Genomic DNA, 22,199 nt, shown 5'->3' with positions numbered 1-22,199 from the left:
GCGGGCGGATTTTTTTAGGCTTGATCAGCAGGGTACACGATCCCCATTTGCTTTCTTGCTTCTTCCATGATTTTTGCGGTGATCAATGACCGTTCAAATGTATTTTCTTCAGATTCCTGCTTGTTCTCTTTTATGAGTGTGACAAATTCTTCTGCTTCATAGAACATTGCCGGTTTAGGATCGTGAATCGAAATGTTTTCAAGACGGCCGTCGCGATATCGGATTTCTACTCGTTCAGGCCGGTGAATCGTATCGATCACAATCGTCCCATCTTCACCCTGAATTTCCGCCGGAGCATAGGAAGTAGAGATTTTAGAATGCATCAGAACAGCTTCGAACCCGTCGTAAGACAGAATGACGGTTCCTTCTCCATCCACTCCGGAAGATAAAGCGTATCCGTTCGCTTTCACATCCTGCGGCTCACCAAACAGCACGACAGCAGGATAAATACAATAGACTCCGATATCCATTAATGACCCATTGGAAAGCTCAGGCTGGAACGCATTCAAGACGGTACCGTTTCTAAATGCATCATACCGTGAAGAGTACTGGCAGTAGCTCGCGGTAAATCTGCGGACAGTGCCAATTTTATGTAAGTGTTTTTTCAGCTCTTTGAAATTCGGCAGGAAAGTGGTCTTCATCGCTTCCATCAGGACAACGCCGTTTTCCTTAGCTGATGAAATCATCTCTTCCGTTTCTTTTGTATTCGAAGCAAACGGCTTCTCGCAAAGCACGTGCTTGCCATGGTTCATAAAAAGAACGGCTTGTTCCTTGTGAAGGGCATTCGGACTGGCTATGTATACGGCATCAAAGCAATCGCTTGCCGCCATTTCCTGAAGGTCCGAGAAGGTGTGCTCAGCGTTGTGTTTAGCAGCAAACTCGGCAGCGCGGTCAGCCGATCTTGAATAAACAGCAGTCAGCTGAAAATCCTCTATTTCCGCTGCTGATTCGAGAAAGCGGTCTGTAATCCAGTTGGTTCCTATTATTGCAAAACGTATCACTCTTATCGCTCCTTTTGCATGATATAGCTAAATTATAGCTTAAAAAGGAGAAAAGCACATGATAGATCAAATCACATTTTTAAAGCAAGGGGAAGTTTTTCCAGCAATTAACGGTTTTTATTTTTCATTATAGGGATGATAGTGTACAATTTAGTTAAACGATATATGACGGAGGAACGATAGTGGAGACGTTGCAAACATGGAGCGGCAGATTCAAGCGATTCTTCTTGGACAATAAGTTTGTTTTATTTTTGCTTGTGCTGCTGCTGATTGGTTTAAATATTCTTGTTTTTACAAAAACATCATTTATTTTCACCCCGATTATAGTTCTTCTCAAAACGATCTCACTGCCAATTATTTTAACAGGCATTGTTTTTTATCTGTTAAACCCGGTCGTCGATTTCCTTGAGAGAAGAAGAATTAGAAGAATCTATTCTATTTTGCTGTTATATCTATTGATTATCGGGCTGATCACGATCACGATCGTGTCCATCATCCCCTTCTTAAAAGAACAAATTATGAGTTTGATTGACAACATCCCGAGATATGTGGATGTCGTAGAAGATCAGACGAAACAGCTGATCGGCAGCAAATTCGTCAACCAGGCTCAGCAGACGATGAACATCAATATATCTGATCTCGCAACCAAGGTTTCAGATCAGGCAGCGACGATTGTGAACAGCACCTTTACCGGCGTTGGGAATTTTATCGGCGCTCTGACTGAGATTATCATTTCGATCGTCACGGTTCCGTTTATTCTTTTCTATTTATTAAAAGATGGAAAGAAATTGCCGGTCTACATACTGAAGTTTGTGCCGACTCGATTGAAAGAACAGACATACACAGTCTTAAGCGAAATGAATCATCGGTTAAGCTCTTATATCAGAGGCCAGATCATTGTCAGCTTCTGTATCGGTTTTTTGCTGTTTATCGGTTATTTGATTATCGGGCTGGATTATGCATCATTGCTTGCCGTCATTGCGGCTTGTACGAGCATCGTTCCGTATTTAGGACCGACGATCGCCATTACGCCAGCGATTATCATCGCCATAGTGACATCGCCGCTCATGCTGCTCAAACTGGTGATCGTTTGGACCATTGTTCAGCTGATTGAAGGGAAGCTGATCTCTCCGCAAATTATGGGGAAAAACCTTCACATCCACCCAATTACGATTATTTTTCTGCTGTTAACAGCCGGCAAGCTGTTTGGCGTTGTTGGAATCATTCTTGCAATTCCGGGCTATGCAGTTGCCAAAGTCATTACGACACATTTATTTGACTGGTTTAAAATGCGGTCACATTTATACGACGAAGAAAAAAATGAAAATGCGTCAGGTCATAAAGTGTGATTTTCGTTTATAGTTATATAAGACGGGCTTTCCATGTATGGAAAGCTCCCGCTATGTAAAAAAATAAATGTCTAATGGGGAGAATCAAAATCATGACTCTATGGGAACTGTTTGTAGCTGCCGTTTTAGGAATCGTAGAAGGATTAACAGAGTACGCGCCGGTTTCTTCGACAGGACATATGATCATAGTAGACGATATCTGGCTTAAATCAAGCAATCTGATGTCAGAAGAAGCTGCCAACTCATTCAAAGTGGTTATTCAGTTAGGCTCCATTTTAGCAGTAGTAATCGTGTTTAAAGACCGGATTTTGAATTTGCTCGGCTTGAAAAAGAATATTACAAGCGACCAGAAGCAGGGTCATAAATTAAGCATCGCGCAAATTGCCGTCGGGCTCGTGCCTGCAGCTGTTCTTGGCTTTTTGTTTGAGGATTACATTGATGAATATTTATTTTCCGTTAAAACTGTGGCCTTCGGTTTAATCGCCGGGGCAGTCCTGATGCTTTTTGCTGATTGGGTAAATAAACGGAAAGCAGCGACTGACACCCTCGACCGCATTTCCTATAAGCAGGCGATAGGAGTCGGCTTATTTCAATGTCTTGCCCTCTGGCCTGGTTTCTCGCGTTCCGGTTCAACCATTTCCGGAGGCGTTATTCTTGGTTTAAATCATCGCGCGGCAGCTGACTTTACGTTTATTATGGCGATGCCGATCATGATGGGAGCAAGCTTTCTAAGCCTTGTGAAGCATTGGGACAGCTTAAGCTCGGATCTGATGCCGTTTTTCATCGTCGGCTTTATCTGTGCCTTTGTTGTCGCGCTGTTTGTTGTCCGTTTCTTCCTAAAACTGATTAACAAAATCAAACTAGTCCCATTTGCAATCTATCGAATCATTCTCGGTGTGATTATCCTTTTGATCATGATGTAAGTCAGAAAATAAGGCTCTGGAAAGAGCCTTATTTTTTCTGTCAAATTCAAGAGAAAACAGCTTGTTTTTCAAAAAAAAATCATCTATAATAAATTTGACGTTACATACGGGGCCATAGCTCAGCTGGGAGAGCGCTACGCTGGCAGCGTAGAGGTCAGGGGTTCGAGCCCCCTTGGCTCCATACCTTTAAACCCTTATTCTATAAGGGTTTTTTGTTTGTGAGAAAAAGGCCATTCGTTGAACCTTTTTGTTGATCAAAAGTCAAAATAAAGCAGTTTACCTGTAAATCATGAATTTTCCAATACACCCCTTTGTTCCTCGAAGACCGTCATGGCTTCCAAAGGGGGTGAGTAGACATGAAGAGACACCATTCGTTCGGACGTAGGATTGGACATTTTGTGAATTAACCCTTTGGTTGAAATAAGGCATTCCCCTTCATTGACAAGGTATGAATGGGAGAGTTCTGCGTGTTCTCCGGTTGAGTGATAAATTGAATTAAGAAGCTTTCCTTCTAGCACCATTGCACAACCAATGGAGTGGCCATGATCGTGGACTGCTGTCTCCTTATTTGGCGGAATATTAATAACGATAACTTCCAATTCGTTGTTTCTAAAGATTGCATTTCGCCCGTAAGCGTACTGGTCTGGTTCCTTAATATACGGTTGACTCAATGTTGATGCGTTTGGAATTTGTTTTAAAGAAGTTGCCAAATCTTTAACCGATGGATTTTTCAAGCCGCTAAAAATGTTTTGGATGCACTCATACAGTTCCATTCGTTTTTGCCTCCCGGAATATTTAAAAATTAACTAGCATTGGTATTTCGCAGATTAATTCATGGTATTTACCCATATACAATTTAGAGGCGGCAAACGCCCAGTGAACACAAAAAAATTGTGCGGCTAACATGTGGTCTTATCACCAATTTATTCGAGTTTATTAGTTGGAATAGTGATTTGAAAGGGTTAAAAACGGCGTGGCTTAAAATGCTTGAGGGAGCATGCAGGGACCTAATAAGTATAAGTACTAGCCCCCTGGTATCCAAAACACGATATCGGGCAAAAGCTGTTCAGTCTTTTATTCTGTGCTTGAAATTGCGCCATTGACAAAACATAATCGATTTGGAATAATGTTTGAGTATATGCTCATTTGTTCACATAATTATAATCAAATAATATCATTTCCCAAGATAGGGAGAGTATTAAATGAAAGCTAATGGCATGCAAAATCTATTAGCTTCTTTTGTTTTCAAAAAATGATGTATTTCGTATGTATTCATATAGGAAGGAATGACAACATGAAGACAAAACACTATTGGGTGATTTCTTTGCTCGCCGTTTTAGCGGTCGGGCCGGGATTGATGTCTAACACTGCATTGTCGTCAGTTCAAGGTCTTGTTCAGAAGACAGTTGGAACAAGTGACTTCACATCGGTGAATCCAATATTGATCGGCAATATGGCCTTTGCTTTATTAGTGCCGGCAGGACCGCTGCTGAGGAAAAAATTCGGTGCCCGTCCAATCTATCTGGCTTCATTACCCGTTTTTATACTTGGCTCCCTGCTTTTCGCATTTTCCAGCGGTATTACGTGGATGGCGGCAGGGCGCTTTTTACAGGGAGCGGCTACAGGTGTCATGCTGATGATTATGATTCCAATGCTTGTTCTGTCATTTCCGACTGACCGCAGAAACTATGCGCTGCTGGTACTGATCGGGGGGTTTTATGGCTCCGTTATCATCGGCACGATTCTAGGAACGATTGCAACAAGCTACGGGCACTGGAGATGGCTGTTTTTCATCTTTGGGGCGCTGTCACTGATCGGTCTCGCTGTGAGCTATTTCTTTCTTCATGATGAGCATCATGGATCGGCAGAACAAGAACAGCCGCTAGATAGTGCAGGAATCATTTTATCTGTGTGTCTTGCTGGAGCCTCAGCGATTACATTCATTTTTCTGCAAAAATGGGGACTTTCATCAGGTTATGTATGGACTGGCTTTGGGGTTACATTATGTTTGCTCCTTGTTCTATTGATTGTCGAATATAAAGTGAGAAACCCCTTCATTTCTATTAAACTGATGCTGCTGCCAAAACCGGTGCTCGGCTTATTCATCATAGCTGCAGGAACGATAACGGTAGCTGTCAGCCTTTCTGCTTTTCAAGGATTGCTCCGTCAAATGTACGATATTTCTCAGGAGCATCTCATTCTTTTAAACTTAACTCTTTTAATCGGAGTGGCGATCGCCGCCATTGTGAGCGCTTTGTTTTATGATAAAGTCGGGCCCGGGGTGCTCGGTATTATAGGCGCTCTCATTCTCGTATTTGTGAATTTTCAATGGTTGCATATGCAGGATCAATCGTCTCTCTATATGTTTGCAGTGCTGTTTATCATGCTTGCCGCTGGAACGGGACTGACAGTCGCCGCAGGGCTGATGGGAGCTGCTATGGGCGGACCGCTGCCTGATTTGGTCAAGAGAATGACAGCTGTTCAGTTTTTAAGATTGTTTGTCTATATGGGAGTTCCAATCCTCATCGGATTTTTCACAAAAAAAGATGCTGCCAGAAAAAGCGGTTCGATACAGGATTCTATGATGACTGCTTATCATGATCTCTTTTTCATTTCTTTTATCCTCAGTGTGCTGCTCGTTTGCCTGTCATTCTGTATGAACGCGACAGGTATGGGGCACAAGCTGGCACATAAACCGCATGATAAAGCGAAAACAGCTCCGGAAAAACTGGCCGTTTCAGCACAAGGACTGCCGAAGGATGCTGTCCAATCACATAAAGTGATACATGATACAGAATATCGTAATGCACTCAGAAAATTACTAAAATAGATACATGATCAAAACCTTTTCCTTGAGGGAAAGGTTTTTTTGTTTGCGATCTTTTCACAACTTTATCCCTAAAGAATTGAAAAATATTAGAAGTGCAAGTAAAATTCTAAAAGGTAGATGATTCTTTTACATTCGTAATCTTTTAACCCAAAGGAAGGTTTTTCATGGCCCGTAAAAAACTGAAAAAACGTAGACTCTTCTTTTCACTATTTTTCATTGTATCGATTCCGCTAGCCCTATTTGTTTTAGCGACAACGTTATCAAAACCGATTGAAACATCCAAAGAGCCTGAAGAAATTGATGAACGGCAAGTATTTATAGACAGTCTGTCCGGACATGCACAAATTTTGTATGAGAAATATCATGTCCTCCCCAGCATCACGATCGCTCAGGCCATTCTCGAATCCGACTGGGGGAACAGCGAGCTTGCTGCTCAGGCCAACAACCTTTTTGGTGTAAAAGGAAATTATAAAGGCCATCATGTCACGATGGAAACGGACGAATTTGAAAAAGGGAAAAGAAAAACCATTCGCGCGAAGTTTCGAAAATACAGCACGTTTTTTGAATCTATGGATGATCACGCCCAATTGTTTGTCCGCGGCACATCGTGGAATAAAAAGAAGTATAAACCGGTGCTTGAGGCTGAGGATTATAAGGAAGCGGCAACAGCTTTGCAAACAGCAGGATATGCTACAGACCCTGACTACGCTGACAAAATCAGCAATATTGTGGAAAAATACGATTTAGATGAGTACGATGAGGTAAATCCATCCCTTAAATCAGTGGATTTAAACGCCTCGATTAAAGACAGTGCCGTCCAAGACATATGGTCCAAGCCTTCTACTGATGATCGGTCCATAAAGCTCACCTCTGCCCAATTTTACATCGGCAAAGACATAAAGGTTGTATCTAAAAAGCAGAAAGGCCAGTCTGTATGGTACCAATTCCAAATCAATGATAAACTCATCGGCTGGATTGATGATTCAGCTGTTGAAATAAAAGAAGCAACCTGAGACCTTTTTCTTGGTATTTTTAATTCTTTGTTCCATTCAGGGGAATTTGAGGTATAATATTCCACGGAAGTTATCACTTATTGACTATGCTTTCAGGAGGGAACAAAGGTGCAGAAATATAGACGGAGAAACACGGTTGCCTTTACAGTATTAGCTTATTTCACTTTTTTTGCGGGAGTATTTTTGTTTAGTATCGGACTCTATAATGCTGATAATCTGGAACTCAATGAAAAAGGCTATTACATCGCTGTTATGATACTTGTAGCTGTCGGTGCGATTCTTACACAAAAAGTGACCCGTGATAACGCAGAGGATAACGAAATCATCGCGGAACAGGAAAAAAGACAAAATCAATCTCATATCGAATCATAAAAAAAATCCGGCGCCTAAATCGCCGGATTTTTTTGTTATCACCCCGTAAACACCTCGCCGTCAGGGTAACGAATATTTGATTTCTCTGTTTTTGCAAATGAAAACACGAACGTCAAAGGGCCAATTCTTCCGATGAACATGATGACAATAATGATACATTTTCCCGCTTCTGTGAGTTCAGGAGTCAATCCCATCGATAGACCGACAGTTCCGAATGCGGAAAAGGTTTCAAACACAATTTGAATAAACGGCGCTTGTTCTGTGATCGTCAGGGCGAATATCCCTAAAAACACGATGAACAAACCGGTGACGCTCACAGCTAAAGCTTTAATGATAATCGGATATTTGATGGAGCGGCGGAAAATAACCGTTTCTTTTTTACCTCGCAAATATGCGATCACAGACATTAAAATCACGATGAACGTAGTCAGCTTAATGCCGCTCGCCGTTGAAGCGCTGCCTGCTCCGATAAACATTAATAATAAAGTGAATACAATCGTTCCTTCTCTCATGCTCCCAATATCAAGAGAATTGAAGCCAGCGGTTCTCGGCGTCACAGCCTGAAAATAGGAAGCCCATAGTTTATCTCCTATATGCAGGTGGCCGAGCGTACCGGGGTTGCTGTACTCTAAAATAAAGATCACAAGCATGGCGACCGCATTCAGAATCAGGGTTCCTGTAAGCATGATTTTCGTATGTAGAGAAAAGGCTTTAAATCGCCGATTTTTCATAATGTCAAACAGAACGGTAAATCCAATCCCTCCTGTAATAAATAAGAAAGTAATCACTAGGTTAACTGTAGGGTCGCCAACGTAGCTCATCAAATTATCCGGCCACAACGAAAACCCGGCATTGTTAAAAGCAGAGATTGCGTGAAATAGACTGGCAAACAAGCCGAATGCCCAGCCATACTGGGGGACAAGCCTGATGGATAAGATGAGTGCTGCTATCAACTCAATACTGATGGAAAACAGAAACAGGACTTTGACAAGGCCTATGACGCCGCCAATTGTCGGCTGGTTTAAGGCTTCCTGTACCAGCATTCGTTCTTTTAATCCGATTTTTTTTCCTAATATCATGACGATCAAAACAGCAAAAGTCATAAATCCAAGCCCGCCGATCTGAATCAGCCCCATGATGACAGTTTGCCCGAAAAGTGTAAATTCTGTACCGGTATCGACAACTGCAAGTCCTGTAACGGTTGTAGCGGAAGCTGCAGTAAAAAGGGCATCTATCCATGACAATGGCTTCATTGTAGAAATCGGAAGCTTTAACAGCACAGCCCCGATGATAATGGTAAGAAAAAAACCAATTGCAAGCACTTGAGGCGGTGTAAAACGAACCCATTTGATCACTTTGTCCTTTTGAAGTGTCACCTATGTCTACATCCCTTCGTTTTCAAAACGTTTAATATCCTTTTTATGCCCCATGATTACCAGGCAATCCTGTTCGTAGATGATGTCTTCAGGTGCGGGAGAAAGACGGATATCTCCATGATGTTTAATCGCCAGGATTGTACAGCCGTACTTCGCTCTTACATTCAGGTCAATAATCGATTTTGAATCAAGCTTGTGTGTTGCCAGCAGCTCGACAATACTGTAATCATCAGATAAATCAATGTAATTCAAAACGTTCTCGTCAGAAAGGCTTTGCGCGATCTTGACGCCCATATCCTTTTCAGGATGAATAATGCGGTCAGCACCGATTTTTTCAAGTACCTTATGATGATAATGGTTTTGAGCCTTTACCCAAATATTTGGGATGTCAAACTCTTTTAATAATAGGGTGGTCAGGGTGCTCGCTTGAATATTTGCTCCAATTGCAACAATCACATATTCAAAATTGCGTATTCCTAACGAAAGCAATTCGTTTTCTTCGGTGGCGTTGGCAATCACCGCATGAGTTGCGTAAGAAGCGTATGCATTTACCTTTTCTTCGTTGATATCAACTGCAAGGACCTCATGGCCCATTCTGTGCAGCTCTTTGCAAATGCTTCCGCCAAACCGGCCCAGTCCGATCACGGCAAATTGCTTATTTTTTATTCTTCCCAATGTTCATAACTCCCTTAGTAAAATTAACGTTTTTTGAGCAAAAAAAGACCATTTCGAAGAATGGTCGCTAATAGACCTCCTCTCTGTAAACGCCTACGAGGTTAGCTGTCGGATTAGGGATTCAGAGTACCCCCTCTTACTTAGTAAGATTCACCCCAAGGCTGTTAAAAAAACAGCCAATCGTTGGTTCCCCCGTTCGTGTTTGATTAAGCGGTAAAAGAGACTGTATGAAATTGAACACTCAAGAATTTACTCCTGTTTCTAGAGTTTGTCAATTTAAATTTTTAACCAGAAAAAAGAAAATTGGAAATAGAGGAAAAAGGGGAGGTCAAAACACAAAAAAGACCGGCATTAACCGGTCTTTTGAGATTAGTTGCAGCCGCACGGCTGAGTCGGAGGAGTGCTCCGCTTAGCCACGTCAATGCTGGCTTCTGCGTAAAATTTATTTCCGATGCTCAATGATTTATTCTCCGCACGGAAAGTATATGTACCAGCGGCAGGAAGTGTTTTGTTATTCAGTTTTAATTTGAATTCGCCAGCTCCTAACAAATCAAGTGCCAGAGGGATTCTTACTGTTTTCCCGTTATTAAGGATCTGTGTTTCACGCAACGCACGCCCGTTCATTGTGTCTTTCGTATTTGCAGTAAATCCGCTTGGCAATGTAAATTCCATAACGCCAAGGCTGAGAAGCGTATTTGGACGATACGTCAATTCGATATCTGAGAAAGACCATTCCGTTTTGCTGGCCCCTGTGATTGTTGCAAACAATGAAGCTGTTGACTGAGTTCTCATAGTAGACTCAGTATGAGCGGAAGTTGATTTAGATTCAGCCGCGAAAGAAGCTGAAGGAGCAGAAACGAGTAAACCTAGACTTAATGCACCGATTGCCAAAGAAGATAATAATTTGCGTTTCATAATAAAATTCCCCCTAAAAAGTTATAAAATATACAGGCCTGCCCGCTTTTCACCTCCTCTGAACGGCCAAATACAAATTTTACCTACATAAAATTACCATCAAATATTTTGGAAGTAAATGGGGTGTTTTTCCCGTATTTTTCAAATTTGTAGTAATTTCATATAAAAGAACAAAAAAACGCCCGGTTTCCCAGGCGTTTTCTGTTTTACTTTGTTTCAATCGGTATAAATTTGAAAATTTCCCCGCTCTGCACCGATTCAGCAAGACGCTTCAGCCAGTCATAGTAGGCTTTAGAGCTTTCCAGCTGCTCGTATAACTGCAGCGCTTCATTTTTGATGTCCTCACTGAGACCTTCCTTGCTTAAAATCTCTTGTAAATCAGCCTGAGCCTCTTCAATAGCTGCTACATTTACCTGCACTTCGCGTTCCCATTTAGGCGGAAAGAAATTTGTGAAAAATTTGAAGAAATCTTTTTCAGCCACAAAGGTATGCTTGCGGATGCCCCGGTGAAATGTTTTTTTCACTACATTTAAGTCCTGAAGCTTTTTGACGCCTGTGCTCATGCTTGGCTTGCTCATTTGCAATTCCTCACGCATTTCGTCAAGTGTCATCTCATCCCTCATATACATCGTCCCATATAAAATCCCGACACTGCGGGTAATACCGTAAAGATCCATCGTTTCAGCAATGGAGTCGATAACAAGATCCCGAGCCTGTTCTATAGCTGCAAATTCTGGATTTTCATCCATACTGACCCTCTTTTCCATTAGAAAATTAAATTCGTTAAGTTATTTCTTTATGTTCTTTATCTTAACGAAACATAAAGAAATGTCAAAAAGAAAATCAAAATGGGGCTTTGACAGTTTAAAATTCGTATGTTAGATTAAGGTTGTTAAAAACATTAAATTTTTATTTAACAAACTTTATTTACGTCAAGGAGGCTTATATGAGTCAAACATTATATATTGACGGAGAATGGATCAGTGCCGAAGAAGAGCAGATCCGCAGCATTATCAATCCATTTAATCAAGAAGAAATTGCAACCGTAAGCGAAGGAGGGCGAGAGGACGCCATCAAGGCAATTTCAGCCGCGCGAAGAGCATTTGACAAAGGAGAATGGTCATCTCTATCCGGGCTTGAACGCGGGAAGATTGTTCTGAAAATTGCGGAATTAATCAGACGCGACCTTGATGAGCTGGCTGAGCTTGAATCGCTTGATACGGGAAAAACACTCGAAGAAAGCAAGGCGGATATGGACGATATTGCCAATGTTTTTCAATATTACGCCGGATTGGCAGATAAAGATGGCGGAGAGATCATTTCATCTCCGATCCCTGATTCAGAAAGCAAAATTATCAGAGAGCCAATTGGGGTTTGCGGCCAGATTACTCCGTGGAATTATCCGCTCCTGCAGGCGAGTTGGAAAATCGCGCCTGCACTGGCTGCAGGAAATACGATCGTCATGAAGCCGAGTGAGATTACACCGCTAACGACGATCAAAGTCTTCAAGCTAATGGAAGAGGCCGGCGTTCCCGAAGGTGTCGCAAATCTTGTGCTTGGGCCGGGAGCCACAGTGGGCGACGAGCTTGCCGTAAACAAAGACGTCGATTTGATTTCGTTTACGGGTGGAATCGAAACAGGCAAAAAAATCATGCGGGCCGCAAGCGGAAACGTCAAAAAAATTGCGCTTGAACTTGGCGGGAAAAATCCAAATATTGTGTTCAAGGACGCAGATTTAGAGGTTGCGGTCGATCAGGCATTAAACGCTGTATTTTTCCACGCCGGGCAAGTATGCTCAGCCGGTTCCCGCTTGCTTGTTGAAGATGCCATTCACGATCAATTTTTAGCAGAGCTTGTCAAACGGGCAAAACGCATAAAACTCGGAAATGGTTTTCACGCAGAGACAGAAAGCGGCCCGCTTATTTCTGCAGAGCACAGGCAAAAAGTAGAAAAATATGTAGAGATCGGAATAGAAGAAGGCGCGAAGCTGGAGACAGGAGGCAAACGTCCGGAAGACCCTGCGCTGCAAAATGGTTTTTTCTATGAACCTACTATTTTCTCAAACTGTAAATCTGACATGAGAATCGTTCAAGAAGAGGTTTTCGGCCCTGTACTGACAGTCGAAACCTTCAGCTCGGAAGAAGAGGTTATCGCGCTTGCGAATGATACCATCTATGGTTTGGCCGGAGCGGTGTGGTCAAAAGATATTGAAAAGTGCGAACGCGTAGCAGCCCGCTTGAGAATGGGAACAGTTTGGATTAACGATTTCCATCCGTACTTTGCGCAGGCGCCATGGGGCGGCTATAAGCAATCCGGGTTCGGACGCGAGCTTGGAAAAATAGGTCTTGAGGAATACACCGAAGTCAAACATGTGTATCGCAATACAAAACCGGCAGCGATTAATTGGTTCAATTCATAAGAGGGGGAGTTAATGATGACATTAAATATGAAAATAGAAAGCATGAACAAATTCCACACATTTGAAATTCCAACTGTGATTAAGCACGGAATCGGAGCCGTCAAGAATACGGGTGAAGAAGTAGCTGCGCTGGGCGTTTTAAAAGCACTTCTTGTCACAGACCCTGGAATTTATAAAGCCGGCGTCGTAGATCCGGTTATCGAATCACTTAAAGAAGCAGGCATTGAAGTGGTGCTCTTTAATAAAGTAGAGCCAAACCCGCCTGTCCGTCTGGTGAATGAAGGGTCTGAGCTTTACAAAAAAGAGAACTGTAATGGTTTGGTGGCAGTCGGAGGCGGAAGCTCCATGGATACTGCAAAAGCAATCGGAGTAGAAGCGACTCACGAAGGAAGCGTACTGGATTATGAAGCGGCAGATGGGAAAAAACCGCTGGAAAACCGTATTCCTCCGCTGACAACAATTCCGACAACGGCTGGAACAGGATCAGAAGTAACCCAATGGGCGGTTATCACAGATGAAGAAAGAGAATTCAAATTCAACACAGGCGGTCCGCTGATCGCAGCGCACCTGACCATCATTGATCCTGAGCTTCATGTTTCAATGCCTCCGCATGTAACAGCGATGACAGGAATTGATGCACTTGCTCATGCCATTGAGTGCTATACAATGAAATTTGCGCAGCCAATCACGGATGCAGTTGCCTTGATGGCGATTGAATATGCCGCTCATTACATTAAAAGAGCATTTGCTGACGGAGAGGATCTGGAAGCTAGATACGGAATGGCACAGGCTGCGATGCTTGCAGGTCTTTCTTACGGCAGTGAATCAGCCGGCGCGGCTCATGCGATGAGTCAAACGCTTGGCGGTATTATCCCAGTCGCTCACGGTCAATGTGTGGCTGCGATGATGGGCCCTGTCATGGAATACAATTGGAAGGGGTACCCTGAGAAATTTGCGCGTATTGCGAAAGCGTTCGGTATTGATACAAGCATTATGACTACAGAAGAAGCTGCGAAAGCATCTGTCAATTGGATGTATGACCTGGTCGAGGACTTAGAAGTACCAACTTTAGAAGAGCAGGGAGTATCTCCAGATATGATCGAACGCTTGTCAAAAGAAGCGATGAAAGATCCGCAAACCTTCGGAAACCCTAGAGATTTAAATGAAAAAGCATACAATTGGATCTACAAGCGCTGCTTTAACCTTACACCTAAAACGGTATAACGGCATGTCCCGCTCCTTTACAGAGCGGGATTTTTTTGGATAATGTAGTATAGATGGAAATTTTAGAGAAGAAGGAAGGTGCTGCTGATGTGGAAGCGTATGACCGCAAAAGCGGAAGGCGTATATATCGCAGATACAGAAAGCTTCGTAACAAAGCAAATGGACAAGCTTGATTTTGATTATGGCGGCATCCCCGGCGACTTGCATTTTGGCCTGACCAAAAAAGCGGGAGCCAGAGAACCGATGTTTTCAAGAGGGACTGAAATTTTCAACCGGAGACAAATTTCTATCGTTTCAATAGAGGAATGTGATGAAATTGCTTTAAAAATGGGAGTGCCGAGCATTTTGCCAGAATGGCTTGGGGCGAATGTGGCAGTCAGTGGCATACCTGATCTTACTTCGTTAAAAGAAGGAAGCCGGCTCATTTTTCCAAGCGGAGCCGCTTTGCTGTGTGAGGGAGAAAATGATCCGTGTATTCAGCCGGGAGAAGTCATTCAGTCTTATTATCCAGACAATCTGAAGCTGGCGCCGGCTTTCGTCCGTCACGCTCTAGGCATAAGAGGGATTGTCTGCATTGTTGAGAGACCTGGTGCTGTTTACGCCGGTGATGAAATAGAAGTTCATTCCTATCAGAGGAAAGTCAAACGAAAAGCAGAAAGGGTCTGATCAAATCAGGCCCTTTCTACCTTTTCTTTAATTTCTTTAATCTGGCTGAGGTGCCGTTTTTCATGATGTCCAATAAAATCGATCCACTGTCTGACAGTCAGCTCTTGAAATACAGGATGAGGAAGCACTCTCTCAAAATCTTCTTCTTTCAGAGAGGCAATTGCTGCTGTCAGCTGCTCTCTTACCACATCAAGCTCGCGTTTCATTTGGCTGCCTGAAATAAAATCATGCTCAGGCTCAAGGTGACTCGGAGCCTTCCGTTTATTATTTCTGTCCTGTGCTACCTCAAGCGGTTTTTCTTCAACTTCTTTAATAGGAGCTTCCTTTACACGTTCCTTCAGCATGTTTTGTGCGGTCATATCGATTTTTCTCAAATGGTCAAGCACTTCCCGTATGCTCCATTCGTCAGCAGAGGGCTTTTGATTCAGCTTTTCGTCAGAAAGTCCTTTCACTTCGTTCCACGTTTCTAATCTGGCTTCATTAAAGATACTCATCATATCTCCTCCTAAAATGACATTACCATATATATAAGCAATTTTCATTTATCAAGCACTTCAAAATGGGTTATTTATCTTAAAATTTTGAAACCTTTCCCGTTGTATCTCGTATAAATGGTAACGGCAGCCGTTCATCAATGCATTGATGAAGAAAGGATGAGGAAGTTGGAGTTACTTGGCGTTCCTATACACACGATTTATCTTTATACGCTTATTATTGCGGGCAGTCTTACGCTGTTATTTCTGTTTTTCGGAGATATATTTGCTGGGCTGTCAGAAGGCATTCCGTTTTTTAATCCGACATTGGTGCTCGCATTTTTTACATGTTTTTCAGCAGGCGGATATATAGGCGAGCTCATATTGCCCCTGTCGAGCCTGTTGATCGCGCTTTCCTCTTGCATCCTTTCGATCATGCTGGTGGTATTGCTTCATATCTTTGTCTTGGTGCCATTATCATCCGCAGAAGAATCATTGGTTTATAAAGAAGATGATCTAAGAGGAAGAGTCGGTAAAGTAATTACAGCTGTTCCTGTAGATGGGTTTGGTGAAGTGGTCATTGAAGGGATAGGCGGCACCATCTCAAAGTCAGCGGTCAGCTTTGATAATGAGCGGATCAGTTACGGAACAGCGGTTTTGGTCGTAGATGTTAACAACGGAGTTCTTTCGGTCACTCCGCATGAACCTATTTAAAACACAAGGAGGAATGTGATATGACAATGCCGATTATAATTGTCATCGGAGTTGTATTCTTTTTATTAATTGCACTTATTGCCGTGTTTATCACAAAGTATCGTACGGCAGGGCCTGATGAAGCGTTAATCGTAACGGGGAGCTATCTGGGCAATAAAAATGTTCATGTCGATGAAGGCGGCAACCGTCTTAAAATCGTCCGCGGCGGAGGAACCTTTGTCCTTCCCGTCTTCCAGCAGGCAGAGCCGCTAAGCCTATTATCAAGCAAACTAGATGTATCGACGCCTGAAGTCTATACAGAACAAGGAGTGCCTGTAATGGCAGATGGAACTGCGATTATTAAAATCGGCGGTTCTATAGGAGAAATCGCTACAGCAGCCGAACAGTTTTTAGGGAAATCAAAAGATGACCGTGAGCAGGAAGCGCGGGAGGTTTTAGAAGGCCACCTTCGTTCCATTCTCGGCTCAATGACAGTTGAAGAAATCTATAAAAACAGAGAAAAATTTTCTCAGGAGGTACAGCGTGTCGCTTCACAGGATCTCGCAAAAATGGGACTTGTGATTGTCTCCTTTACCATTAAAGATGTGCGTGATAAAAATGGTTATCTTGAATCGTTAGGAAAACCGAGAATTGCCCAAGTAAAACGCGATGCTGATATCGCAACAGCAGAGGCTGATAAAGAAACCCGAATTAAGCGGGCAGAAGCCGATAAAGATGCAAAAAAATCAGAACTAGAACGGGCAACGGAAATCGCTGAAGCTGAAAAAGTCAATCAGCTCAAAATGGCTGAATATCGCAGAGAGCAAGATACGGCAAAAGCGAATGCCGACCAGGCATATGATTTAGAGACTGCCAAGGCGCGCCAGCAAGTCACAGAGCAGGAAATGCAGGTTAAAATTATCGAACGCCAAAAACAAATCGAACTAGAAGAAAAAGAAATTCTTCGCCGTGAACGTCAATATGACTCTGAGGTTAAGAAAAAAGCCGATGCAGATCGTTATTCAGTCGAGCAGTCCGCAGCAGCTGAGAAAGCAAAACAGCTCGCTGAAGCCGATGCCAAGAAATACAGTATAGAAGCAATGGCGAAGGCTGAGGCGGAAAAAGTCAGAATTGACGGGCTGGCAAAAGCAGAAGCTGAAAAAGCAAAAGGGGAAACAGAAGCAGAGGTTATCCGCCTAAAAGGTCTGGCAGAAGCGGAAGCAAAAGAGAAAATTGCGGCTGCCTTTGAACAGTACGGGCAGGCGGCGATTTTCGATATGATCGTAAAAATGCTTCCGGAATACGCGAAACAAGCAGCGGCACCTCTTTCAAATATTGATAAAATCACCGTTGTTGATACAGGAGGAAGCGGTGAGTCAAGCGGCGCCAACAAAGTAACCAGCTATGCGACGAACTTAATGTCAAGCCTGCAAGAAAGCTTAAAAGCATCGTCGGGAATTGACGTAAAAGAAATGATCGAGAACTTTTCAGGAAAAGGAAACGTAAAACAAAGCATTAACGAATTAACAAATGAAATAAAAGACGCAAAAACGGTCCAAAACCAGAATAATGACTAAGGAAAGGATACCAGTGGATGGTAACTGTACGAGAAGCAAAGTTAGAGGATATAAAGGACATTGCAAAAGTGCATGTAGACAGCTGGAGGACAACATATCAAGGAATTGTCCCGGCTGAATACTTAAACAGTCTGAACTACAAGGAATTTGAAGACAAATGGAAAAGTCGCTCGTTAAAAGGTGTATTTGTGGCTCACGATGACAAAGGCTCAATATTCGGCTTTGCTTCATTTGGACCTATTCGCTCTGAACAAGAAGGCTATGACGGCGAGCTATACGCTATTTACCTTTTAGAAGAGCATCAGCGGCAAGGTGCAGGCAGAGCGCTCTTAGCAAAAGGAGCGGAGTTTTTGCTTCATCATGGCTTTTCGAGTATGTTTGCTTGGGTCATTCAGGAGAACCCCTCAATTACATTTTATCAGGCCTATTCACCTGAAAGAGTAGCGGAGGATAGCTTTGAAATCGCAGGAGAAAGGCTGAAAGAAGTAGGGTTTGGCTGGCCGGATCTTTCTGCTTTGAAAACAGTTCTTAATAGATAACAAAAAACACCCCCCAGCGAACTGCGCTGGGGGGTGTCATGTTAAGCTTTGTCAGTTTTGAGCAAACGGGGTGCAGTCATAAATAATAAACAAAGGACAATTGCACAGATGATGAATGAAGGAACCATATAAGTAGCATTATAAGTTAAAGAATAAATCCATACCGGCGTTCCTTTTGGAGCATAGCTGCCGAAAAACACTGCCCCTGAAATGACATGCGCGGCATAGCGCAGGAAACTGCCGATGAATACTGCGCTGACTACTGAAACAATCAGCTTCCCTTTTGTTTTTAAAACAGCGGCTTTACGTACAGAAGAAGCGAAACATCCACTTATTCCGATAGCTGCGAACGCGACAATGTAATCTAACAATAGCTGTATAGGATGTTGTGCGAATAAGTTTCCGATTGCTATTTGAACCAGACCTGTCAGCAGGCCGGTAGTAAGACCTGCTTTGACACCCCACCGAAACGAAATCAAAAAGATCGGAATCATCATGATAGAGACCGAGCCTCCTTGAGGCATTCTAAGAAACATTCCTGAGACGATGTCTAAAATAACAGCAGCTGCAGTCATAATTGCAATTTCAATAAGGCGAACCAGTTGCTTAGATTGATTCATAAAAATCCCCTTTCATTGATAGACAATCCAAAAGGACAACAAAAAAGCAGCACGCGGAAGGATGAGAAAAGTTCCACGCACTGCTTTACGAGCTGCAATTCATTTGACTTTGCCACATCCCTACGCCAGCGTTAACTAACAGGTTCAAAGGGTCAGAACGATACCGCTCACTCTCAGCTTTAATGCTCCCCTTGTGGTCATCAATATTTAATTCGTTTCTACTATACAAGAAAAAGAAAAAAACAACAAGATCATACTACATGATGTATATGTTCTTTTAAAATAGTTATATGATAAATATGACATGACGAGAATTATAGTTTATTTGTTTTATAGAATTTTTTTTGAAAAAACTATTGCAATAAATAAATACAGGTGTTATATTATTAAACGTCGCTGATGAACAGCAGACAAAACAAGAAGCTTCAAAACAATTTGAAAAAAGTTGTTGACAAAAAATAAGCTGAATGTTATATTATTAAAGCTGCTTCATTGAGAGGCAACAGAATGATCTTTGAAAACTAAACAAGACAAAACGTGCCTGTTAATTCATTTTTATAAAATCGCACAGCGATGTGCGTAGTCAGTCAAACTAGGACCTGCACGATGCAGGTCGCACAGGCGTCGCCGCAGGATGCGGTGAACTTAACCTGTGATCCATTTATCGGAGAGTTTGATCCTGGCTCAGGACGAACGCTGGCGGCGTGCCTAATACATGCAAGTCGAGCGGACAGATGGGAGCTTGCTCCCTGATGTTAGCGGCGGACGGGTGAGTAACACGTGGGTAACCTGCCTGTAAGACTGGGACAACTCCGGGAAACCGGGGCTAATACCGGATGCTTGTTTGAACCGCATGGTTCAAACATAAAAGGTGGCTTCGGCTACCACTTACAGATGGACCCGCGGCGCATTAGCTAGTTGGTGAGGTAATGGCTCACCAAGGCAACGATGCGTAGCCGACCTGAGAGGGTGATCGGCCACACTGGGACTGAGACACGGCCCAGACTCCTACGGGAGGCAGCAGTAGGGAATCTTCCGCAATGGACGAAAGTCTGACGGAGCAACGCCGCGTGAGTGATGAAGGTTTTCGGATCGTAAAGCTCTGTTGTTAGGGAAGAACAAGTACCGTTCGAATAGGGCGGTACCTTGACGGTACCTAACCAGAAAGCCACGGCTAACTACGTGCCAGCAGCCGCGGTAATACGTAGGTGGCAAGCGTTGTCCGGAATTATTGGGCGTAAAGGGCTCGCAGGCGGTTTCTTAAGTCTGATGTGAAAGCCCCCGGCTCAACCGGGGAGGGTCATTGGAAACTGGGGAACTTGAGTGCAGAAGAGGAGAGTGGAATTCCACGTGTAGCGGTGAAATGCGTAGAGATGTGGAGGAACACCAGTGGCGAAGGCGACTCTCTGGTCTGTAACTGACGCTGAGGAGCGAAAGCGTGGGGAGCGAACAGGATTAGATACCCTGGTAGTCCACGCCGTAAACGATGAGTGCTAAGTGTTAGGGGGTTTCCGCCCCTTAGTGCTGCAGCTAACGCATTAAGCACTCCGCCTGGGGAGTACGGTCGCAAGACTGAAACTCAAAGGAATTGACGGGGGCCCGCACAAGCGGTGGAGCATGTGGTTTAATTCGAAGCAACGCGAAGAACCTTACCAGGTCTTGACATCCTCTGACAATCCTAGAGATAGGACGTCCCCTTCGGGGGCAGAGTGACAGGTGGTGCATGGTTGTCGTCAGCTCGTGTCGTGAGATGTTGGGTTAAGTCCCGCAACGAGCGCAACCCTTGATCTTAGTTGCCAGCATTCAGTTGGGCACTCTAAGGTGACTGCCGGTGACAAACCGGAGGAAGGTGGGGATGACGTCAAATCATCATGCCCCTTATGACCTGGGCTACACACGTGCTACAATGGACAGAACAAAGGGCAGCGAAACCGCGAGGTTAAGCCAATCCCACAAATCTGTTCTCAGTTCGGATCGCAGTCTGCAACTCGACTGCGTGAAGCTGGAATCGCTAGTAATCGCGGATCAGCATGCCGCGGTGAATACGTTCCCGGGCCTTGTACACACCGCCCGTCACACCACGAGAGTTTGTAACACCCGAAGTCGGTGAGGTAACCTTTTAGGAGCCAGCCGCCGAAGGTGGGACAGATGATTGGGGTGAAGTCGTAACAAGGTAGCCGTATCGGAAGGTGCGGCTGGATCACCTCCTTTCTAAGGATATTTACGGAATATAAGACCTTGGGTCTTATAAACAGAACGTTCCCTGTCTTGTTTAGTTTTGAAGGATCATTCCTTCGAACATAGGAGCACCTGCTAAATGCGCCACATCTTGTGGCAACGCATGTGTTAGCATATCCTATGCGTTGTTCTTTGAAAACTAGATAACAGTAGACATCACATTCAATTAGTAATACAAGATATCACATAGTGATTCTTTTTAACGGTTAAGTTAGAAAGGGCGCACGGTGGATGCCTTGGCACTAGGAGCCGATGAAGGACGGGACGAACACCGATATGCTTCGGGGAGCTGTAAGCAAGCTTTGATCCGGAGATTTCCGAATGGGGAAACCCACCACTCGTAATGGAGTGGTATCCATATCTGAATTCATAGGATATGAGAAGGCAGACCCGGGGAACTGAAACATCTAAGTACCCGGAGGAAGAGAAAGCAAATGCGATTCCCTGAGTAGCGGCGAGCGAAACGGGATTAGCCCAAACCAAGAGGCTTGCCTCTTGGGGTTGTAGGACACTCTGCACGGAGTTACAAAAGAACGAGGTAGATGAAGAGGTCTGGAAAGGCCCGCCATAGGAGGTAACAGCCCTGTAGTCAAAACTTCGTTCTCTCCTGAGTGGATCCTGAGTACGGCGGAACACGTGAAATTCCGTCGGAATCCGGGAGGACCATCTCCCAAGGCTAAATACTCCCTAGTGACCGATAGTGAACCAGTACCGTGAGGGAAAGGTGAAAAGCACCCCGGAAGGGGAGTGAAAGAGATCCTGAAACCGTGTGCCTACAAGTAGTCAGAGCCCGTTAACGGGTGATGGCGTGCCTTTTGTAGAATGAACCGGCGAGTTACGATCCCGTGCAAGGTTAAGCAGAAGATGCGGAGCCGCAGCGAAAGCGAGTCTGAATAGGGCGCATGAGTACGTGGTCGTAGACCCGAAACCAGGTGATCTACCCATGTCCAGGGTGAAGTTCAGGTAACACTGAATGGAGGCCCGAACCCACGCACGTTGAAAAGTGCGGGGATGAGGTGTGGGTAGGGGTGAAATGCCAATCGAACCTGGAGATAGCTGGTTCTCTCCGAAATAGCTTTAGGGCTAGCCTCAAGGTAAGAGTCTTGGAGGTAGAGCACTGATTGGACTAGGGGCCCCTACCGGGTTACCGAATTCAGTCAAACTCCGAATGCCAATGACTTATCCTTGGGAGTCAGACTGCGAGTGATAAGATCCGTAGTCGAAAGGGAAACAGCCCAGACCGCCAGCTAAGGTCCCAAAGTATACGTTAAGTGGAAAAGGATGTGGAGTTGCTTA

General features: G+C 43.9%; 19 protein-coding genes, 1 tRNA gene, 2 rRNA genes and 2 riboswitches (1 of these 24 running past the window's edge). Of the genes, 14 read left to right on the top strand and 8 right to left on the bottom strand.

The features are described from left to right. Positions 1 to 14: 14 nt before the first annotated feature. On the bottom strand, positions 15 to 1,001 hold the full coding sequence (iolU, locus tag M0696_RS15675; RefSeq protein ID WP_166849033.1) for a scyllo-inositol 2-dehydrogenase: 987 nt from the start codon (positions 999 to 1,001) through the stop codon (positions 15 to 17). Between the two features lie 182 nt (positions 1,002 to 1,183). Here iolU and M0696_RS15670 point away from each other — a divergent pair, with 182 nt between their 5' ends. The 3 genes from M0696_RS15670 to M0696_RS15660 all read left to right on the top strand — a co-directional run bounded on the left by M0696_RS15670 (position 1,184) and on the right by M0696_RS15660 (position 3,454). Continuing rightward, on the top strand, positions 1,184 to 2,350 hold the full coding sequence (locus tag M0696_RS15670) for an AI-2E family transporter (protein WP_222141928.1): 1,167 nt from the start codon (positions 1,184 to 1,186) through the stop codon (positions 2,348 to 2,350). Between the two features lie 92 nt (positions 2,351 to 2,442). Then, positions 2,443 to 3,273 carry an undecaprenyl-diphosphate phosphatase gene (locus tag M0696_RS15665; protein WP_222141927.1) on the top strand — a complete coding sequence of 277 codons (831 nt, stop codon included), beginning with the start codon at positions 2,443 to 2,445 and terminating at the stop codon, positions 3,271 to 3,273. A 108-nt stretch (positions 3,274 to 3,381) separates the two neighbouring features. Further along, a tRNA-Ala gene (locus M0696_RS15660) sits at positions 3,382 to 3,454 on the top strand. A gap of 106 nt (positions 3,455 to 3,560) precedes the next feature. Here the strand turns inward: M0696_RS15660 and M0696_RS15655 are convergent. Then, on the bottom strand, positions 3,561 to 4,046 hold the full coding sequence (locus M0696_RS15655; protein ID WP_166849135.1) for a cysteine dioxygenase: 486 nt from the start codon (positions 4,044 to 4,046) through the stop codon (positions 3,561 to 3,563). A gap of 521 nt (positions 4,047 to 4,567) precedes the next feature. On the opposite strand from M0696_RS15655, the gene M0696_RS15650 reads away from it, so the two are divergent. The 3 genes from M0696_RS15650 to M0696_RS15640 all read left to right on the top strand — a co-directional run bounded on the left by M0696_RS15650 (position 4,568) and on the right by M0696_RS15640 (position 7,488). Next, the gene (locus tag M0696_RS15650) at positions 4,568 to 6,103 is read left to right on the top strand and encodes an MFS transporter (protein WP_248602130.1); all 1,536 of its coding nucleotides are present in this window, start codon (positions 4,568 to 4,570) and stop codon (positions 6,101 to 6,103) included. A 164-nt stretch (positions 6,104 to 6,267) separates the two neighbouring features. Further along, positions 6,268 to 7,116 (top strand): glucosaminidase domain-containing protein, encoded by an 849-nt coding sequence (locus M0696_RS15645; RefSeq protein WP_222141925.1) that lies wholly within the window; start codon positions 6,268 to 6,270, stop codon positions 7,114 to 7,116. A gap of 108 nt (positions 7,117 to 7,224) precedes the next feature. Next, entirely contained in the window at positions 7,225 to 7,488 is a 264-nt protein-coding gene (locus tag M0696_RS15640; protein ID WP_003222348.1) for a YiaA/YiaB family inner membrane protein, read from the top strand. A 38-nt stretch (positions 7,489 to 7,526) separates the two neighbouring features. Here M0696_RS15640 and ktrB read toward each other — a convergent pair whose 3' ends face one another. From ktrB to gbsR, 4 genes are all read right to left on the bottom strand, one after another. Beyond that, positions 7,527 to 8,864: a Ktr system potassium transporter KtrB gene (gene ktrB / locus M0696_RS15635; protein WP_166849180.1), complete on the bottom strand. Its 1,338-nt coding sequence runs from the start codon at positions 8,862 to 8,864 to the stop codon at positions 7,527 to 7,529. Between the two features lie 6 nt (positions 8,865 to 8,870). Then, complete coding sequence (gene ktrA, locus M0696_RS15630) at positions 8,871 to 9,539, bottom strand: potassium uptake protein KtrA (protein WP_222141923.1); 669 nt, start codon at positions 9,537 to 9,539, stop codon at positions 8,871 to 8,873. Between the two features lie 74 nt (positions 9,540 to 9,613). Further along, positions 9,614 to 9,762, bottom strand: a riboswitch (cyclic di-AMP (ydaO/yuaA leader). A 146-nt stretch (positions 9,763 to 9,908) separates the two neighbouring features. Further along, positions 9,909 to 10,454 (bottom strand): biofilm surface layer hydrophobin BslA, encoded by a 546-nt coding sequence (bslA, locus tag M0696_RS15625; protein ID WP_166849219.1) that lies wholly within the window; start codon positions 10,452 to 10,454, stop codon positions 9,909 to 9,911. A 206-nt stretch (positions 10,455 to 10,660) separates the two neighbouring features. Continuing rightward, positions 10,661 to 11,203, bottom strand: coding sequence for a transcriptional regulator GbsR (gbsR, locus tag M0696_RS15620; protein WP_248602129.1), 543 nt, complete (start codon positions 11,201 to 11,203; stop codon positions 10,661 to 10,663). A gap of 197 nt (positions 11,204 to 11,400) precedes the next feature. On the opposite strand from gbsR, the gene betB reads away from it, so the two are divergent. The 3 genes from betB (at position 11,401) to M0696_RS15605 (ending at position 14,763) form a co-directional block, all read left to right on the top strand. After that, positions 11,401 to 12,873, top strand: a complete 1,473-nt coding sequence (betB, locus tag M0696_RS15615; protein ID WP_248602128.1) for a betaine-aldehyde dehydrogenase — start codon at positions 11,401 to 11,403, stop codon at positions 12,871 to 12,873. Positions 12,874 to 12,888: 15 nt separating this feature from the next. Then, positions 12,889 to 14,097: a choline dehydrogenase gene (gene gbsB, locus M0696_RS15610; protein WP_222142442.1), complete on the top strand. Its 1,209-nt coding sequence runs from the start codon at positions 12,889 to 12,891 to the stop codon at positions 14,095 to 14,097. A gap of 87 nt (positions 14,098 to 14,184) precedes the next feature. Continuing rightward, the gene (locus M0696_RS15605; RefSeq protein ID WP_222141920.1) at positions 14,185 to 14,763 is read left to right on the top strand and encodes an MOSC domain-containing protein; all 579 of its coding nucleotides are present in this window, start codon (positions 14,185 to 14,187) and stop codon (positions 14,761 to 14,763) included. A 5-nt stretch (positions 14,764 to 14,768) separates the two neighbouring features. Here M0696_RS15605 and M0696_RS15600 read toward each other — a convergent pair whose 3' ends face one another. Further along, positions 14,769 to 15,257, bottom strand: coding sequence for a DinB family protein (locus tag M0696_RS15600; RefSeq protein WP_222141919.1), 489 nt, complete (start codon positions 15,255 to 15,257; stop codon positions 14,769 to 14,771). 168 nt (positions 15,258 to 15,425) lie between these two features. Here M0696_RS15600 and M0696_RS15595 point away from each other — a divergent pair, with 168 nt between their 5' ends. The 3 genes from M0696_RS15595 to M0696_RS15585 are packed head-to-tail and all read left to right on the top strand — an operon-like array spanning position 15,426 to position 18,045. Continuing rightward, complete coding sequence (locus M0696_RS15595; RefSeq protein WP_222141918.1) at positions 15,426 to 15,950, top strand: NfeD family protein; 525 nt, start codon at positions 15,426 to 15,428, stop codon at positions 15,948 to 15,950. Positions 15,951 to 15,970: 20 nt separating this feature from the next. After that, entirely contained in the window at positions 15,971 to 17,506 is a 1,536-nt protein-coding gene (gene floT / locus M0696_RS15590) for a flotillin lipid rafts scaffold protein FloT (protein WP_222141917.1), read from the top strand. A 17-nt stretch (positions 17,507 to 17,523) separates the two neighbouring features. Beyond that, positions 17,524 to 18,045, top strand: coding sequence for a GNAT family N-acetyltransferase (locus M0696_RS15585; RefSeq protein ID WP_166849237.1), 522 nt, complete (start codon positions 17,524 to 17,526; stop codon positions 18,043 to 18,045). A 41-nt stretch (positions 18,046 to 18,086) separates the two neighbouring features. Here M0696_RS15585 and thiT read toward each other — a convergent pair whose 3' ends face one another. Continuing rightward, positions 18,087 to 18,665 carry an energy-coupled thiamine transporter ThiT gene (thiT, locus tag M0696_RS15580; protein ID WP_166849240.1) on the bottom strand — a complete coding sequence of 193 codons (579 nt, stop codon included), beginning with the start codon at positions 18,663 to 18,665 and terminating at the stop codon, positions 18,087 to 18,089. 100 nt (positions 18,666 to 18,765) lie between these two features. Further along, positions 18,766 to 18,867, bottom strand: a riboswitch (TPP riboswitch). Positions 18,868 to 19,326: 459 nt separating this feature from the next. Here thiT and M0696_RS15575 point away from each other — a divergent pair. Next, a 16S ribosomal RNA gene (locus M0696_RS15575) occupies positions 19,327 to 20,876 on the top strand. Positions 20,877 to 21,107: 231 nt separating this feature from the next. Then, positions 21,108 to 22,199, top strand: a 23S ribosomal RNA gene (locus tag M0696_RS15570); it runs 1,836 nt beyond the window's last position. Together the 16S and 23S rRNA genes form the textbook arrangement of a ribosomal RNA operon.

Source organism: Bacillus rugosus (assembly GCF_023238245.1).
In the GTDB taxonomy this organism is placed as follows: Bacteria; Bacillota; Bacilli; order Bacillales; family Bacillaceae; genus Bacillus; species Bacillus rugosus.
Note: the sequence above shows the minus strand (reverse complement) of the source record. Positions and strands in the feature narration are given on the sequence as shown.

Bases quoted from the DNA above. Each gene is read 5' to 3' on its own strand.
- M0696_RS15665 (WP_222141927.1), top strand. From the start codon at position 2,443: ATGACTCTATGGGAACTGTTTGTAGCTGCCGTTTTAGGAATCGTAGAA.
- M0696_RS15655 (WP_166849135.1), bottom strand. From the start codon at position 4,046: ATGGAACTGTATGAGTGCATCCAAAACATTTTTAGCGGCTTGAAAAAT.
- M0696_RS15650 (WP_248602130.1), top strand. From the start codon at position 4,568: ATGAAGACAAAACACTATTGGGTGATTTCTTTGCTCGCCGTTTTAGCG.
- M0696_RS15645 (WP_222141925.1), top strand. From the start codon at position 6,268: ATGGCCCGTAAAAAACTGAAAAAACGTAGACTCTTCTTTTCACTATTT.
- bslA (WP_166849219.1), bottom strand. From the start codon at position 10,454: ATGAAACGCAAATTATTATCTTCTTTGGCAATCGGTGCATTAAGTCTA.
- gbsR (WP_248602129.1), bottom strand. From the start codon at position 11,203: ATGGATGAAAATCCAGAATTTGCAGCTATAGAACAGGCTCGGGATCTT.
- betB (WP_248602128.1), top strand. From the start codon at position 11,401: ATGAGTCAAACATTATATATTGACGGAGAATGGATCAGTGCCGAAGAA.
- gbsB (WP_222142442.1), top strand. From the start codon at position 12,889: ATGACATTAAATATGAAAATAGAAAGCATGAACAAATTCCACACATTT.
- M0696_RS15605 (WP_222141920.1), top strand. From the start codon at position 14,185: ATGTGGAAGCGTATGACCGCAAAAGCGGAAGGCGTATATATCGCAGAT.
- M0696_RS15600 (WP_222141919.1), bottom strand. From the start codon at position 15,257: ATGAGTATCTTTAATGAAGCCAGATTAGAAACGTGGAACGAAGTGAAA.
- floT (WP_222141917.1), top strand. From the start codon at position 15,971: ATGACAATGCCGATTATAATTGTCATCGGAGTTGTATTCTTTTTATTA.
- M0696_RS15585 (WP_166849237.1), top strand. From the start codon at position 17,524: ATGGTAACTGTACGAGAAGCAAAGTTAGAGGATATAAAGGACATTGCA.
- thiT (WP_166849240.1), bottom strand. From the start codon at position 18,665: ATGAATCAATCTAAGCAACTGGTTCGCCTTATTGAAATTGCAATTATG.